At 27.5% G+C, this 16,039-nt stretch carries 14 protein-coding genes and 1 other annotated feature; of the genes, 11 read left to right on the top strand and 3 right to left on the bottom strand.

Features of this window, described 5'->3' with window-relative positions; genetic code table 11:
• Window position 1: 1 nt before the first annotated feature.
• Together grcA3 and pflB are read right to left on the bottom strand one after the other, a co-directional pair.
• Entirely contained in the window at window positions 2-241 is a 240-nt protein-coding gene (gene grcA3 / locus ABGF45_RS01065; RefSeq protein ID WP_134711368.1) for an autonomous glycyl radical cofactor GrcA3, read from the bottom strand.
• Between the two features lie 37 nt (window positions 242-278).
• Entirely contained in the window at window positions 279-2,423 is a 2,145-nt protein-coding gene (pflB, locus tag ABGF45_RS01060) for a formate C-acetyltransferase (RefSeq protein ID WP_134711369.1), read from the bottom strand.
• A 168-nt stretch (window positions 2,424-2,591) separates the two neighbouring features.
• Between pflB and ABGF45_RS01055 the strand changes: the two genes are divergently transcribed.
• The 6 genes from ABGF45_RS01055 to ABGF45_RS01030 all read left to right on the top strand — a co-directional run bounded on the left by ABGF45_RS01055 (window position 2,592) and on the right by ABGF45_RS01030 (window position 9,677).
• Entirely contained in the window at window positions 2,592-3,170 is a 579-nt protein-coding gene (locus tag ABGF45_RS01055) for a CtsR family transcriptional regulator (protein WP_245151246.1), read from the top strand.
• A 9-nt stretch (window positions 3,171-3,179) separates the two neighbouring features.
• Window positions 3,180-3,830 (top strand): hypothetical protein, encoded by a 651-nt coding sequence (locus ABGF45_RS01050; RefSeq protein WP_134711370.1) that lies wholly within the window; start codon window positions 3,180-3,182, stop codon window positions 3,828-3,830.
• A complete protein-coding gene (locus ABGF45_RS01045) occupies window positions 3,830-6,214 on the top strand; it encodes an ATP-dependent Clp protease ATP-binding subunit (RefSeq protein WP_134711371.1) in 2,385 nt (794 codons plus the stop codon). The genes ABGF45_RS01050 and ABGF45_RS01045 overlap by 1 nt, the downstream gene beginning before the upstream one ends.
• A gap of 1 nt (window position 6,215) precedes the next feature.
• Window positions 6,216-7,580 (top strand): DNA repair protein RadA, encoded by a 1,365-nt coding sequence (gene radA, locus ABGF45_RS01040; RefSeq protein WP_134743975.1) that lies wholly within the window; start codon window positions 6,216-6,218, stop codon window positions 7,578-7,580.
• An 83-nt stretch (window positions 7,581-7,663) separates the two neighbouring features.
• Window positions 7,664-7,825 carry a hypothetical protein gene (locus tag ABGF45_RS01035; protein ID WP_167554132.1) on the top strand — a complete coding sequence of 54 codons (162 nt, stop codon included), beginning with the start codon at window positions 7,664-7,666 and terminating at the stop codon, window positions 7,823-7,825.
• Window positions 7,826-8,108: 283 nt separating this feature from the next.
• Window positions 8,109-9,677 carry a transposase gene (locus ABGF45_RS01030; RefSeq protein ID WP_134743974.1) on the top strand — a complete coding sequence of 523 codons (1,569 nt, stop codon included), beginning with the start codon at window positions 8,109-8,111 and terminating at the stop codon, window positions 9,675-9,677.
• A gap of 181 nt (window positions 9,678-9,858) precedes the next feature.
• Here the strand turns inward: ABGF45_RS01030 and ABGF45_RS01025 are convergent, their stop codons facing one another.
• Window positions 9,859-10,962: a YibE/F family protein gene (locus tag ABGF45_RS01025; RefSeq protein WP_134743973.1), complete on the bottom strand. Its 1,104-nt coding sequence runs from the start codon at window positions 10,960-10,962 to the stop codon at window positions 9,859-9,861.
• Window positions 10,963-11,047: 85 nt separating this feature from the next.
• Window positions 11,048-11,283, top strand: a binding site (T-box leader).
• A gap of 42 nt (window positions 11,284-11,325) precedes the next feature.
• Between ABGF45_RS01025 and ABGF45_RS01020 the strand changes: the two genes are divergently transcribed.
• The 5 genes from ABGF45_RS01020 to ABGF45_RS01000 all read left to right on the top strand — a co-directional run bounded on the left by ABGF45_RS01020 (window position 11,326) and on the right by ABGF45_RS01000 (window position 15,984).
• The gene (locus ABGF45_RS01020; RefSeq protein WP_167554126.1) at window positions 11,326-12,795 is read left to right on the top strand and encodes an ABC transporter permease subunit; all 1,470 of its coding nucleotides are present in this window, start codon (window positions 11,326-11,328) and stop codon (window positions 12,793-12,795) included.
• Window positions 12,782-13,501 carry an amino acid ABC transporter ATP-binding protein gene (locus ABGF45_RS01015; protein WP_134711375.1) on the top strand — a complete coding sequence of 240 codons (720 nt, stop codon included), beginning with the start codon at window positions 12,782-12,784 and terminating at the stop codon, window positions 13,499-13,501. Before ABGF45_RS01020 ends, ABGF45_RS01015 begins: the two co-directional genes overlap by 14 nt.
• Window positions 13,502-14,062: 561 nt before the next feature.
• Window positions 14,063-14,413: a GntR family transcriptional regulator gene (locus tag ABGF45_RS01010; RefSeq protein WP_134711376.1), complete on the top strand. Its 351-nt coding sequence runs from the start codon at window positions 14,063-14,065 to the stop codon at window positions 14,411-14,413.
• Window positions 14,410-15,111, top strand: a complete 702-nt coding sequence (locus ABGF45_RS01005) for an ABC transporter ATP-binding protein (RefSeq protein ID WP_134711377.1) — start codon at window positions 14,410-14,412, stop codon at window positions 15,109-15,111. Before ABGF45_RS01010 ends, ABGF45_RS01005 begins: the two co-directional genes overlap by 4 nt.
• 9 nt (window positions 15,112-15,120) lie before the next feature.
• Complete coding sequence (locus tag ABGF45_RS01000; protein WP_134711378.1) at window positions 15,121-15,984, top strand: hypothetical protein; 864 nt, start codon at window positions 15,121-15,123, stop codon at window positions 15,982-15,984.
• Window positions 15,985-16,039 lie beyond the last annotated feature (55 nt).

The following is a 16,039-nucleotide window of genomic DNA, read 5'->3' as shown; positions in this document are numbered from 1 at the left end:
ATTATAGTCCTCTGTGGAATGTTCTTGCGATTACGTCGTCTTGTTGTTCTTTTGTTAATTTTGTAAAGTTTACAGCATATCCTGAAACTCTAACTGTTAATTGAGGATATTTTTCTGGGTGAGCTTGAGCATCTAATAATGTTTCTTTATTAAATACGTTAACGTTTAAGTGGTGACCACCTTTTTCTACATATCCGTCTAACATTGATACTAGGTTATCTATTTGTGTTTTGTTTGCCATGATTTTTCTCCTTTTTTATATAAATATAATCTACTTATTATTTTCCTTCATCAGGATTAATATTTTTTAATGTAGGAATGCTACATGCGTTGCCTACACAAGTATCAGTTACTCTTTCTAAATCTAAACTTTCTAAATCAATATCTATATCTAATTCGTCTAAGTCTATTTCACCGGCAAATACTTTGTTATCTTTACCTAAAGCACCCGGAATGATTGAGAATGTATTACTAATACCGTCCTGGGCATCCTTATAAGGAATTTTTGCTACTGATGATAATGAAGCTAAAGCTCCTGATGTATCTCTTCCGTGCATTGGGTTAGCACCTGGTGCAAATGGTTGACCTAATCTTCTACCATCTGGTGTATTACCGGTTTTCTTACCATATACAACATTTGATGTAATTGTTAAGATTGATGTTGTAGGTACACCATCTCTGTAAGTTGGATGTTTTCTTACTTTTGCCATAAATGATTGTACAGCGTATACTGCTAATTCATCAGCTCTATCATCGTTGTTACCATATTTAGGGAAATCACCTTCTATTTCATAGTCAACTACGATTCCTTCTTCATTTCTAATTGTTTTAACTTTTGCATATTTAATAGCTGACAATGAGTCTGCAACTACTGATAATCCGGCGATACCTGTTGCAAAGTATCTCTTAACATCTCTATCATGTAAAGCCATTTGTACACTTTCATAAGCGTATTTATCATGCATGTAATGGATTACATTTAATGTATTTACATAGATACCAGCTAACCATTCCATCATATCTTCAAATTTTTCTTTTACTTCATCGAAGTCTAAATATTCTGATGTTATTGGTCTATATTTTGGCCCAATTTGTTTTAATAATTTTTCGTCAACACCACCATTTATAGCGTATAATAGACATTTTGCTAAGTTTGCTCTAGCACCAAAGAATTGCATTTCTTTACCAACTCTCATTGATGATACACAACATGCAATAGCATAGTCATCACCGTGAGTTTGTCTCATGATATCATCATTTTCGTATTGGATTGATGATGTATCAATTGACATCTTAGCACAGAATCTCTTGAAGTTTTCTGGTAGATGTACTGACCATAATACTGTCAAGTTTGGTTCTGGTGATGTACCTAGGTTTGTTAATGTGTGTAAATATCTGAAAGAGTTTTTTGTTACTAATGATCTTCCATCTAAACCAACACCTGCTAATGATTCTGTTACCCATGTTGGATCACCTGAGAATAAATCATTATATTCAGGAGTTCTTGCAAATTTAACCATTCTTAATTTCATGATGAAGTGGTCAATCATTTCTTGAGCTTCTTCTTCTGTGATTATACCTTCTTTCAAATCGTGTTCAATATAGATATCTAAGAATGTTGATGTTCTACCTAAACTCATTGCAGCTCCGTTTTGTTGTTTGATTGCTGCTAAGTAGCCAAAGTATAACCATTGGATAGCTTCTTTAGCATTTTGAGCTGGTTTAGAAATGTCATATCCGTAAATTTGACCTAATTCTTTTAATTCTTTTAATGATGTAACCTGATCTCTTAATTCTTCTCTTAGTCTAATGTTGTATTCTGACATGATAGGAGATACTGAATCGATTTGGTTTAATTTGTCTTCAATTAATTTGTCAATACCATATAAAGCTACTCTTCTATAGTCACCTATAATTCTACCTCTACCATAAGCATCTGGTAAACCTGTAACAACACCGGATTTTCTGATAGCTCTCATTTCAGGAGTATAAACATCAAATACCCCTTGGTTATGTGTTTTTCTGTATTCTGTGAAAATTTTATGTACTTCTGGATCTGGAGTATAACCATATGATTCACATGATGATTCACTTACTCTAATACCACCAAATGGTTGGAATGATCTTTTTAACGGTTTATCTGTTTGGAAACCTACGATTGTTTCTAGTTCTTTATTTAAGTATCCTGGCCCGTGTGATGTAATTGTTGATATGATACTTGTATCCATATCTAACACGCCACCATTTTCTCTTTCTTGTTTGAATAAGTCCATTACTTGAGCCCATAATTTTGTTGTAGCTTCTGTAGGACCTGCTAAGAATGTATCATCACCCTTATATTCTGTATAGTTGTTTTGAATGAAATCTCTAACATTTATTTCTTTTTTCCATTTTTCACCCAAAAATTTGTCCCAAATTGTCATGCAATTCCTCCTTGTTATTTATTTATCTATATTATAACATTTAATTATTTATTAAAATGTGATCCTAATCACAATAGCTGTAAATTGAATAAAAAAATAGCTATTTATTAAATAATTTTAATGTTTGTCTTAATTATATATCAAAAAAAAATAAAATGTAGTATTTTAATGATATTTTCAAATATTTTTAAGATATTAAAAAACTTTACAACAAAGGTAAAAGATGGTAAAATTATTTTAAATAAATTATTATATTTTTTTGAATTAAAGTCAAAGAAGGACAAAATGGGATTAACAACACAGATAGAAAAATTTTTACTTGATATGATGAATGATACTGAGAAAGAGTTTATTGAAATAGGACGAAATGAATTAGCTGAAAGGTTTAATTGTGCACCTTCTCAAATAAATTATGTACTTACGACTCGATTTACACCATATAAAGGATATTATGTGGAAAGTAGAAGAGGTGGAAGAGGGTATATAAAAATTATAAAGCTAGAAATGACAGAAGAGCAGTTAATAAATAAGATATTAAATGGAACTATAGATAAGACTATAACACTGGACAAAGTTTTACATATACTTAGAGGGCTTGTTCAAGAAGATATTTTAACTATTAAAGAAGCACGTATTATTCAGCATAGTTTGGATGATAATGCACTTAGACATATAGAAGTAAATGACAGAAGTTTAGTTAGAGCAAGTATATTTAAAAATATATTATTAGCTCTAGTGAGAGATTAGGAGGTAATTATGCAATGTTTTAATTGTGGTAATGATGCTGATATGGAAGTTTTCATGATGATTAATGGAAAAATGAAAAAAATAAGCATATGCAATGATTGTTACCAAGAACAATTAAAAAATATGGTGGATTCATTGAGTGATGAAAATGGAGAAATTGATCCAGAAGAAATTCAAAAGAAAATGTTTAAGTTTTTCAAGGATAATAAAGATGAATTTGAAAAATTTATAAGTGAAGCTATAAATGATGAAAACTTTGATATGAACAATTTGAATCCGGAAAACTTTGATGTGACTGAAATGAATTTTGAAAATTCAGGAATAGATTTTTCAAGGTTTAATGGAGATTTGAATGATATATTTAAGGGATTATCGGATAATTCTCAAACATATTTTAGAAATACTAAAAAAAGAGAAAAAGACAATCTTTATGATGAAACAAATAAAAAATCCAAAGAAAATATTAATGTAAAGGATGAATTAAAGCAAGCTAGAGAAATAAGAATGTTGAAACACGCAGCTGAAAAGAAAAAAGAAGAGTTAAAGTTACATTTACAAAAAGAAGATTATTTAGCAGCTGCAACATCTAGAGATGAAATGAGAGAAATCAATAAGAAAATAATGATAATTAGACAATTACAAAAAGAGGTTAATAAATAATGAATTTTAGAGAACTAATGCAAAAACTTGTTGACGAAGCTACGGTCTTAAAATCTAAATATATCGGTACAGAACATGCATTACTTGCGCTTATGAAGACTGGTGGATTGGAATCCAAGGCTTTAAGCACGGCAGGAGCGGATTATATTTTATTAAATGAATATTTGAAAAATAGATTAAATAGGGAAGAATCGAGTAAAATCATAGGTACAACACAAGAACTTAAAGATATAATGGATGATGTATTATTACAAAAAAAGAGAGGAAATAAAGATAATACTCTTGAAGAATTATTATTAATCAATCTTTTAGTTTCCGATACTTTAGCAAAAGAAATGTTGGTAGATACAAATGTAAATCCTCAACAGGTTTACATGATTTTGGATTATTATATGACAAATAAGCTTAAATCTTCTCAATTAACAAAAACTCCAAATTTATCTAAATATGGGCAAGATTTAGTTGAAAAGGCTCTAGCTAAAATAGATGGAGTTATAGGTAGAGATAAAGAAATAAATAGAATTATTCAAGTGCTTACAAGACGTACTAAGAATAATCCGATACTTATTGGAGAACCTGGTGTAGGTAAAACAGCTATTGTTGAAGGATTAGCAAAAAAGATAGCTCAAAATGATGTTCCTGATATTATGAAAGGTATGAGAATTATAGCTTTAGATATGGCCCAAATGGTAGCTGGTACTAAGTATCGTGGAGATTTTGAAAAAAGAATTTCTGATACTTTGAAAGAAGTTACGTCTTTAGAAAATGTAATAATATTTATAGATGAAATTCATACTATTGTTGGAGCTGGTTCATCAGAGGGATCACTTGATGCTTCAAATATTATGAAGCCATATTTGACAAAAGGAGAGTTAAAGATAATTGGTGCAACTACAGTAGATGAATACAGAATGTTTATTGAAAAAGAAGCTGCACTTGAAAGGAGATTACAACCAATTCAAATAGAGGAGCCTTCTGTTGAAGAAACAATTGAAATTATTAAGGGAATTAAAAAATATTATGAAAAATTTCATAGAATTAAAATAACTGATGAAATTATTGAAGAAGCTGTAAAATTATCAGATAGATATTTAGTTGACAGATTCTTACCTGACAAGGCTATAGATGTTATTGATGAAGCATCTTCTAATCTAAAAGTTGATTCATTTAAGATTCCTGAAGAACTAAAAAAATTACAAGATGAATACGCTGAATTAAATAAACAAAAAGAAGAAGCTGTAAATATACAAAATTATGAAAAAGCAGCCTTTATTAGAGATAAGATAAATGAAGTTGAATTGAAAATTATGGAATTTAATCAAAAAGAAGAAGAGTCTGATGAAATACAATACACATCAGAAATCACTGTAGAGAAAATTCGTTCAATAATTTCAGAATGGGCTAAAGTACCTGTAACAAAACTTACAAAAGAAGAAAATGAAAGATATAGAGATCTTGATAAAAATCTAAAAGGTACGGTGATTGGACAAGATGATGCTGTTGAAAAAGTTTCAAAAGCTATTAAAAGAGCTAGGGTTGGACTTAAGGATAAGGATAGTCCAATAGGTACGTTTATATTTGTTGGACCAACAGGTGTGGGAAAAACTTATTTAGCAAAACAATTAGCTGAAGAAATATTTGAAAATGAAAATAGTTTAATAAGAATAGATATGAGTGAATACATGGAAAAACATGCAGTTTCTAAACTTATTGGTTCTCCTCCGGGATATGTTGGATACGATGAAGGGGGACAACTTACAGAAAAAGTTAGAACTAATCCATATTCGGTTATATTATTTGATGAAATTGAAAAGGCTCATCCTGATATTTTCAATATTTTATTACAGATTCTTGATGAGGGTAGATTATCTGATTCTCAAGGAAGAGAAGTAGATTTTACAAATACAATAATCATAATGACTTCAAATGCCGGGGCTTCTCAACTTTCTAAGAGAAATACAATTGGTTTTGAATCAGAAGAAATGAAATCTAAGAGAGATTATGAACACACTAAAGAAATAGTTAATAATGCACTTAAGAATTTGTTTAAACCTGAATTTCTAAATAGAATTGATGATATTATCGTATTTAATAGATTAAATAAGGAAAATATTAAAGAGATAGTGAAATTAAAATTAGATGGATTAATTGATAGAATTTCAGAAATGGGATATGAAGCTAAATATACTGATAAAGTAGTTGAAAAAATTGCTGAAGTTGGATTTGATGATGCTTATGGTGCTAGACCGTTAGATAGAGCGATTAAAACAGAAATTGAAGATTTAATTGCTCAAAAAATATTGGAATCAGGCATTTCAAAGAACAAAAAAATCTCAATTATTTTAAGAAATTCAAAAATTTCAATAAATGAATTAGGAAAGTAATATGAAATTAAAAACAGTTTTTAAATGTACAAACTGTGGTGAAGAGCAAATAGCTTGGACTGGGAAATGTCCAAGCTGTGGTGCTTGGGACAGTTTAGTAGAAGAAGTAGTTGAAAAAAAGTCAAAGTCACAAAGTTTAAGTTCAAAAAAAATCTATAAAAAATCAAATAGGTTAAATTCGATAAAAGTCGATGTTTCAGAGAGATTTCTAACTAATATTAATGAATTTGATAGGACCATTGGTGGTGGGATAGTTAAGGACAGTGTGTCTATTTTAACAGCAAAACCAGGTGCCGGAAAGTCAACATTATTGCTAGAAATTGCATATTATTTAGCAAAAGATAATCACAAAATTTTATATATTTCTGGGGAAGAATCAGAATCACAAATTAAAAATCGTGCAATGAGAATTATGGATGATATCCCTGAGGATATTTTTATAATTTCAACAAACTCAATGGATATAGCACTTCATGAAATAGAAGAGGTTGACCCCGATGTAATATTTTTAGATTCTATTCAAACTTTAGGATTAGAACAATATACACAACGTCCAGGAACTCCAACTCAGACAATAGAATGTGCTAATGAATTAGTAAATATTTGTAAAAATGCTGAAAAACCTAGAGCAGCAATAATGATAGGTCATATGACGAAGTCAGGAGAAATGGCTGGTTTGATGACTTTAGAGCATTTAGTTGATACTGTTTTGATTTTAGAATCAGAATCAGATTCACAATTGAGAGTTTTAAGAACGACTAAAAATCGTTTTGGATATACTGGAGAAATTGGCTTATTTAATATGGAAGAAGGAGGACTTAAAGAAGTTCAAAATCCTTCAGAATATTTTATAACGCCGAGAAAACACCCTGTAGAGGGTTCAGCTATTTCAGTTATAAAAGAAGGTTCAAGAATTATAACTGTAGAGGTTGAATCATTGGTGTCACATTCATTTACACCATATCCAATAAGAATAGGTGATAGTTTAAGAAAAGACCAACTTAATACCTTAATTTCAATTCTCGAACAAAGATCAGGTATTAACTTATACGATAAAAATGTAATATTAAAAACTACTGGTGGATTAAAATTGTCAGAGCAATCGGTAAATTTAGCAATAATAATGAGTATAGTTTCATCATTAAAAAATAAAGGTATAGATAATTCTACCGTATTTATTGCTGAAGTTGGATTAACAGGTGAATTGAAGCGTGTTCCGGAAATTGAAAAAAGACTTTTAGAACTTGATAGATTAGGATTTAAAAAAGCTTATATTTCTAAGAGTAAGGTAGATAAGAGAAAATTCAAGACTTTAGATGTTGTTGAGTGTGATACTATAAATGAGGTTATTAGGGAAGTTTTTTAGAAGTTAAATTTTAATTTTAATATTATTATTTTGGCATATGCTTATTAATGGCCACGGCAATGGTCTTGGAAATGAGTTTATTAATGGCTTCGAAAAAGGCTTTGGTAATGTTCTTAGTAATTTCCATAGAAATAGCCCCATCAAAAGAAAGAATTGGAAAAAGGCAAGGGCAGAATTTTTGGGGAAAATTAAAAAATGGCCCTATCGAAATGAAGAAAATAAGATATGCTGGGGCTAGAACGTAAAAAAGTAAAGAAAAATGGCCCTAGCAAAATAAGGAAATGGGAAAAAGAAGGGGCAGAAGTTTGTTTGAAAATTAAGAAATAGCCCCATCAAAAGAAAGAATTGGAAAAAGGCTAGGGCAGAATTTTTGGGGAAAATTAAAAAATGGCACTAGCGAAAGAGCTAAATGAAAAAAAGGGACTGTTGCAAAATAAAAAATAGCCTTTAAATTACAAAAATTTAATAAAAACATAAAACAAGCCCTAGATTTCAACATCTAGGGCTTGTTTTTGGTATAATATTAATATGAAAAGTAAAAATAATATACCATGCTTAAATTTTAATTTAAATCATGGACAAATTCAAGTTAAAATGGATTTTAATACTGATGTTGTGGTTGAAAATGATGCTAAATTAATGGTTTTGCAAAATTTAGTAAAGGAATTAAACTTAGATTTAATAAAAAATGCTTACTCTCAAAAAGGGAGAAAACCAGTAATAGACCCAATTTCAATGTTTCAGATTTTAATCTATTGTTATTCAGAAGCCATCAAATCATCAAGAGAAATAGAGAAAATGTGTAAATATGATCTTAGAATTTTGTATTTACTTCAAGGACAAAAATCTCCGGATCATTCTACTATCAATAGATTTAGACAAAAATTAGAACCTTTTGTAGAAAAAATATTAGAAAAAAATAATAAGTTTTTAATTGATAATAAGCTTTTAGATGCTTCTAGTATTTACATTGACGGAACAAAAATTGAAGCAAATGCTAATAAATACACTTTTGTATGGAAAAAGGCGGTTATTAAATTTAAGGATAAGTTAATAAAAAAAGTAATTAAATATTTCAATCTTGATGAAACTATCGAAGAAAACTCTTTAATTAAGTTTTTAGAAAATGAGAATAAAAAACTTTCAAAAAAAATTGAATCAGAAAATATAGTAATTGTACATGGAAAAGGAAAAAGAAAAACAGATACACAAAAAAAATTTGAATTAATTGATCAGTATCTAACTAAATTTTTAGAATACAATAAGCATTTGGAAATTATTGGAGAAAGAAATAGTTATTCAAAAACCGATCATGATGCAACTTTTATGAGAATGAAAGATGATCATATGTTAAATGGACAATTAAAACCAGCATATAATATACAATTTGCAACAAGTGGAAACTTCATTTTAGGAATTTATGGTTCTCACCATCCTTCTGATATGTATACATTACCTCTTTTAATAAATAAACTTTATCCAATATATAAAAATAAAATGGATAAAATTGTATGTGATGCTGGTTATGAAAGTGAAGAAAATTATGTGTTTTTAGATGAAAAAAAATTAAGAGCATTCATAAAACCTAGTAATTATGAGATATCAAAAATAAGAAAATATAAGAAAAAACAAGAATTTAGAGAAAATTTAATTTATGATAAAGATTTAGATCAATATAAAACTGAGGAAGGGAAAATTTTTCTAAGGATAAAAGATAGAAAAAAAGTTAAAAAAAGTGGATATATTTCAATTTCTAAAGTATATAAATGTTTTGATTGGAATTTAAATGGTACAAAAACTAAATCAATATGGTTTACTGAAATTTTTGAAAAATATAGATTAAAATCATTAGAAAATATAACTTCAAATGAAGGAATTAACGAAAGAGTTAATCGTTCAGTTCAAGCGGAAGGAGCATTTTCAAAATTAAAAGAAGGACTAAAATATAGTAGATTCAAACATAAAGGTCTTAAAAACATTTTAAGTGAAATGAATTTAATGGCTATAGCAATGAATTTAAATACATTAACATATAAAATTCTAAATAAAGATTTTAATCCTACAAGATATATATCAGTTGAAGAAAAAGTAGCATAGTAAAAAAAATAAAAATTAGCTACCTTAGTTTTTTGTACCCAAAAATCAAATAATTTGGATATTTTTTAGAAAGTAGATTAAAAATATATTATATCAAATTATTGAAATTTCAATTAAAAAGAAAAAGCTATTATAAAATAACATTTTTAGTTATTTTGCAACAGCTCCAATATTCAAAACATTATTTCCTTTTATATAAAGCTGTAGCAATAAAACATGAAAAAGGTATAACTAATACAAGTCCTATGCTTCCGGCAAATATTCTTACAAATTCAGTTATAAATATATCCATATTATAGAAAAATGGCATATGTGAATTGTATGAAAATATTAAAATTGATAGTGGTAATGCTGAGGCGAAATATGCTAAAACAAGTGTGTTTGACATTGTTCCGATTATATCTTTACCTACATTCATTCCTGATTTGAATAAATTCCAGAATGTTATTCCAGGATCTGCTTTGCTTATTTCTTCGATTGATGATGCTGTACTCATTGCTACGTCCATAATTGCTCCCAATGCTCCAATAATCATACTTGAATATAAAACTTTTTCTGCGGATATTGGAACCGGTAAAAATTGCATCATTACTGCGTTTTCATTGGACAAACCTGTGATATGTGCATTTGGTCCAAATATACTTGCAATCAAGTATGAAATAAATATACCAAATATTGTTGCTAAGATAGCTGCAAAAGTTTTTTTTGCAAATTTTCCAATAATTAATAGTGTGATGATTGTGTTTATAATTGATGTAATTATAGTTGCTTTAATAGGAGAATATCCTAATGTTATTAAATATATTAAAGTTAATATCATAGCTATAGAAATAAACATTGTTATTAATGATTTAAGACCAGCTTTTTGAGCGATTAATATTACTATAAATACAAATAAAATTAAAAGATAATAGACCCATGTCATTCTGTAATGATCATATAATACAAATTCCGAATTTACTTCATTTTGAAATATTATTACTGTTTGACCGGCCTTATATTCTATTTGAAATTGTGCGTTTTGTAGAATTAATTTGTTTATTTCGATATTTTTCCCTGATAAATTTCCATCTAAAATAACTAAATTATATTTTTCAAATTTATCTTTACCTTTATTGTATTTTTCGATTTTCTCAATTTTCGCTTTATAAAATTTTGAAATATTTTTTTGTATCCCATTTACTTGTTTTTGCTGATTATTTGGTATTTTATTATTCGTAGCAAATGTAGTGTTGCTAAATAAAATTAAAATAAGTAACAAAAAAATATATACTTGTTTTTTCATATATACCTCATTTTTTTATTTTTATTATATAAAAAAAATATTTATATTGACAAGTGCAACTTAGTTTGATATTATACTAAAAATATTAAATGTTTTGAAGAGAAGAGTAGTTATATTGTAAGCCAAAGCGAGTCTTGTATGGTGTGAGGAGATGGTCTAATTTATAATGAAAAGAGCCTCTGAACTAATATGTTGATATGTAGGCATATTCGGGTAGCCCGTTATAGCGAAGAGTAATGATAGTTACTTGATGAGATTTATTTTGTGAAAAATAAGTGAAAATGGGTGGTACCACGAATGTTAATGAGCTTCGTCCTATTAAGGATAATGCTCATTTTTTATTTTAAATTTTGGGAGGATAAGATGAAAAAAACACTAATAAATATTTTAGTAGCATTTATAATTTTTATAAATGGTTCTAATGTGTTTGCACAGGAAACAAATAAGGATACACTTACAGTTGCAACAAATGCAACATTTCCACCGTATGAATTCATTAAGGATGGAAAAATTGTAGGAATTGACATGGAAATAGCAAATAAAATTGCTGAAAAACTTAACTTAAAATTAAATATAGTTGATATGGAATTTAATACAATTATTTCATCTATTGAAAGTGGTAAAGCTCATATTGGAATGGCAGGTATGACAATAACGAAAGAAAGATTAAAGTCAATAAATTTTTCCGTACCTTATGCGAAAAGTACTCAAATAGTTTTATTAAATTCAAATTCTAGATTAGAAAAAATTGAAGATTTGAAAGATAAAAAAATAGGGACTCAATTAGGGACAACGGGAGATATTTACGCAAAAGATGATTTTGGAGAAAAAAATGTACAATCTTTTGATAAAATTTCGGATGCAATTTTGGCGATGAAAAATGGCAAAATTGATGCTATTATGATAGATCAACAAACAGGAAGAAATTACTTGTCAAATGATAGTGCTTTGAAAAAAATTGAAGCACCATATGTTGAAGAAGAATATGCAATTGCTATTAATAAAAGTAACAAATATTTGTTAGATAAGGTAAATAAAGCAATCAAAGAACTACAAGATGATGGAATTATTGATAAAATAACAAAAAAATATATTAATAGTGAAAGCAATAAAGCGGAGATTTTGCCTTTTGTGGAAAAAGTTAAAAATGTTTTATTTGAGGATGGCATGTGGAAATATCTTGCTGAAGGATTGAAAATTACATTAATAGTTACATTTTTTTCATTGATACTAGGAATAACACTAGGTTTGTTAATTTCTGTTATTAAACTATATTATACTGAATTAAATCCTAAATTTGATTCAGTAAAAGGAATTATATTGATAGTGTTAAATAGAGTAGTGTCAATATTTGTATCTATAATAAGAGGAACTCCTACAATGATTCAACTTTTGATAATGTTTAATATAATTCTTTCATCGGTTAAAAACTTAGAAGTTGTTGCAGTTCTTACATTTGGAATAAATTCTTCAGCATATGTTTCTGAGATTTTTAGAGGTGCATTTAAGTCGGTTAAAAAGGGAGAAATCGAGGCTGCAAGAGCTTTGGGTATGAATTTTTCTCAAACATTTAGAAAAATTATATTACCACAGTCTTTAATAATAAGTTTGCCGGTATTAGGTAATGAATGTATAACTTTATTAAAAGAAACATCTATTGCAGGGGCAATAGGGTTACTTGAACTTACAAGAGGAGCAAACATTATAATTAGTAATAAATTTACAGCATATATTCCATATTTTACAACTGCATTAATTTATTATATATTGGTAAAAGTTTTTGAAATTGGATTTAAGAAATTAGAAGGGAAATTTAACTATGTTAGAGATTAAAAATATAAGCAAAACTTTTAATTCAAAAGTTTTAGATAATGTTAGTTTTGAAATTAATAAGGGAGAAATAGTTGTAATAATCGGACCTTCCGGATCTGGGAAGTCTACATTACTTAGAACTATGAATCTTTTAGAGATTCCGGATGAAGGACAAATTTACTTAGATGGAAATAAAATAAGTAAAGATACAGATATTAATCAATTTAGAGAAAAAGTAGGAATGGTTTTTCAAAATTTTAATCTTTTTTCACATTTAACAATATTAAAAAATTTAACCTTAGCACCAGTTACATTAAAGCATATTTCAGAAAAAGAAGCTAATAAAAAAGCTTTGGAACTACTTGATATGATAGGATTAAAGGATAAAAAAGAATCTTTTCCTAATGAATTATCAGGAGGCCAAAAACAAAGAATAGCTATAATACGTGCATTAATGATGAATCCGGATCTTATATTATTTGATGAGCCTACGTCTGCATTAGATCCTGAAAAAGTAGGAGAAGTTTTAGACTTAATGGAACATTTAGCTAAAGATGGTATGACCATGGCGGTAGTAACTCATGAAATGGGATTTGCAAAAAAAGTTGCTAATAGAATTATTTTTGTAGAGAATGGAAAAATCATTGAAGACACTAAGGAAGTAAAGAAATTTTTTGAAAATTCTGAAAATGAAAGAGTTAAGGAATTTTTAGAAAAAATTTTATGATTATTTGTATAATGTATTAATCATGGGGCTGTTTCAAAATAACTAAAAATGTTATTTTGCAATAGCTTTTTCTTTTTAATTGAAGTTTTAATCAAAACATTTATATACTTTAGAAATTGAATTTGTCCCGTGATTTAAATTAAAATTTAAGCATGGTATATTATTTTTGTTTTTCATATTAATATTATACCAAAAACAAGCACTAGATGTTGAAATCTAGTGTAAAGAGCTAAAACTACTACCTATAATCTGGATACATAAAATGATATTTTGCAACAGTACCATGATTACAAAAAGAATTACCAGAAAATCACGTTTAATAATATATATTAAAAATTATAATTGCTGAGAAGTTTTATTAATAGGAAAATTAACATTTTAATCTGAAAAGTTGTAAAGACGATAATATCAAAAATAAGAGTAAAAAATTCTAATTATTTTTTATTTTAGATTCTAAATTTAGACTTGAAATATAAATTTATTCTAATGTTTTTACAAAAGTATTGACATTTTCACTGCATTTCTGTATTATATAATTAATACAGAGGTAAAGGGGGTAATATGAAATTTGAAAAAGATAGACCTATATATACTCAATTAATTGAAGATATAGAACAGAGTATTATTAGTGGGAAATTCAAATCAGGTGAAAAGCTTCCTTCAATTAGAGGATATGCTGAAAAGAAGGTTGTAAATCCAAATACTGTTCAAAAGGCATATTCTGAATTAGAAAGAAGTGGATATATTTTTAGTAAAAGAGGAGTGGGATATTTTGTAAATGAAGATATTGTCGAAATTAATAAATTTAAATGTAAATATTTAGAGTTACAAATTGATGAATTTATTAATAAAATGTCGAATATTTCATTTTCAAAAGAGGAGATAATTGAAAAAATAAAGGAGAAGTTATGATAAAATTTTCAAATGTTTCAAAAAAATATAAAGGTGGAACTTTAGGGTTAGATGGACTTGACTTAGAGATTCAAAATGGTAAAGTTATCGGTATTTTAGGGCCAAATGGTTCTGGAAAAACTACATTCTTAAAATTGTTGAATGGATATTTGAAACCTACAAGTGGAGAAATTACAATTTTTAATGAAAAAATTGGACCAAAGACTAAATCAATGGTTTCTTATTTACCAGATATGCCTTTTATACCTGATGATTATACAATTTTGGAAGCTAAAAGTTTATGGAAGAATTTCTTTGATGATTTTAATGAAAATAAATTTGATGAACTTATAGAGTTTATGAAATTGGATCAAAATGCCAGAATTTCTGAATTATCTAAAGGAATGAATGAAAAATTTCATTTGACCTTGATATTATCTAGAGATGCTAAGATTTATGTTATAGACGAACCAATATCTGGAGTAGATTTAGTATCTAGAGATGTGATTTTAAATGCAATATTAAAGAATGTAGAAAAAGATAGAATATTAGTAATTACAACTCATTTAGTTGATGAAATGGAATCATTGTTTGATGATGTTGTATTTTTATCAAAAGGAAAAAAGATTTTAGAAGGAAATGCGGAACAATTAAGAGAAGAAAAAGGTAAGACTATAGCGGAGATTTTTAAGGATATTTATGGAGTTTTGGTTTATTAGGAGGATTCTATGGGAAAATTATTAAAATATGAATTTAGAAATAGTAGAAAAAAAGTTTTTCAACAAATAGGAATAATTTTATTAGTATCTCTTATTTTGCAAGTAATTCTTAGTGGAGTTGCTAGATATTCATTATCTAATATAGCTCATACAGGTCCAATGGGGCTTATCGCAACTGTTTCAGGATTATTTGTATTTGTAGGGACAGTATTAATTATTGTTACAGGTTTTATGTATTATATAACTTTGGCAAATATATTAAAAAAAGATGTATACTACGGGCAAGGATATATAACATTTTCAATACCAAAATCAGGATATCAAATAATAGGGTCTAAGATACTAATAGCTTTATTTTGGCTGATTGTATTGCCTATTGTTACAATAACAGTTAATGTTTTATTAGGTTATATTATATGGGTTATGATTCCGGGGGTAATAAAGGTTGATGAATTTTGGATGCGAATTAGTGAATTTTTGAATTCAAATGCATTTTATAAAGGCTTACAAGGGATATCTTTAAATGTTATTTTGTATTTTTCAATTTCATGGTTAGTTAATAGTATATTTACTATATTATTAATGTATGTATCTGTGATTGTTGATTATAGAATAGGAAGAAGAAAAAGAGATTCTTCAATGTGGATTCTATATTATATAATATTTGTTATTATATATACTTTTATAATGGTTATAGTATTTAGTCCTTTATCAATTACAAATCAAACAACATCCATAAATATGTATACTGGGTTAGCAACAGGTAATGAATTCTATTTGACTAAATATTTATCTTTAGCAATTAATTTCGTTGTTTCTATTTTATTATATATTTTTGTTTCTCACAATTTTGAAAATAAAATTGAGAAATAAATTTTTTAAGAGAAAGTTAAATTTATTAACTTTCTTTTTTATTTTAAAAAAAAGA

This window comes from Helcococcus sp. KG196, assembly GCF_046035495.1.
GTDB lineage: Bacteria > Bacillota > Clostridia > Tissierellales > Peptoniphilaceae > Helcococcus > Helcococcus ovis.
Note: the sequence above shows the minus strand (reverse complement) of the source record. Positions and strands in the feature narration are given on the sequence as shown.

What these genes read in the sequence shown, in the direction of transcription:
- grcA3 (WP_134711368.1), bottom strand. Translation starts at nt 241, where the DNA reads ATGGCAAACAAAACACAAATAGATAACCTAGTATCAATGTTAGACGGA.
- pflB (WP_134711369.1), bottom strand. Translation starts at nt 2,423, where the DNA reads ATGACAATTTGGGACAAATTTTTGGGTGAAAAATGGAAAAAAGAAATA.
- ABGF45_RS01055 (WP_245151246.1), top strand. Translation starts at nt 2,592, where the DNA reads ATGATATTTTCAAATATTTTTAAGATATTAAAAAACTTTACAACAAAG.
- ABGF45_RS01050 (WP_134711370.1), top strand. Translation starts at nt 3,180, where the DNA reads ATGCAATGTTTTAATTGTGGTAATGATGCTGATATGGAAGTTTTCATG.
- ABGF45_RS01045 (WP_134711371.1), top strand. Translation starts at nt 3,830, where the DNA reads ATGAATTTTAGAGAACTAATGCAAAAACTTGTTGACGAAGCTACGGTC.
- radA (WP_134743975.1), top strand. Translation starts at nt 6,216, where the DNA reads ATGAAATTAAAAACAGTTTTTAAATGTACAAACTGTGGTGAAGAGCAA.
- ABGF45_RS01035 (WP_167554132.1), top strand. Translation starts at nt 7,664, where the DNA reads ATGGCTTCGAAAAAGGCTTTGGTAATGTTCTTAGTAATTTCCATAGAA.
- ABGF45_RS01030 (WP_134743974.1), top strand. Translation starts at nt 8,109, where the DNA reads ATGAAAAGTAAAAATAATATACCATGCTTAAATTTTAATTTAAATCAT.
- ABGF45_RS01025 (WP_134743973.1), bottom strand. Translation starts at nt 10,962, where the DNA reads ATGAAAAAACAAGTATATATTTTTTTGTTACTTATTTTAATTTTATTT.
- ABGF45_RS01020 (WP_167554126.1), top strand. Translation starts at nt 11,326, where the DNA reads ATGAAAAAAACACTAATAAATATTTTAGTAGCATTTATAATTTTTATA.
- ABGF45_RS01015 (WP_134711375.1), top strand. Translation starts at nt 12,782, where the DNA reads ATGTTAGAGATTAAAAATATAAGCAAAACTTTTAATTCAAAAGTTTTA.
- ABGF45_RS01010 (WP_134711376.1), top strand. Translation starts at nt 14,063, where the DNA reads ATGAAATTTGAAAAAGATAGACCTATATATACTCAATTAATTGAAGAT.
- ABGF45_RS01005 (WP_134711377.1), top strand. Translation starts at nt 14,410, where the DNA reads ATGATAAAATTTTCAAATGTTTCAAAAAAATATAAAGGTGGAACTTTA.
- ABGF45_RS01000 (WP_134711378.1), top strand. Translation starts at nt 15,121, where the DNA reads ATGGGAAAATTATTAAAATATGAATTTAGAAATAGTAGAAAAAAAGTT.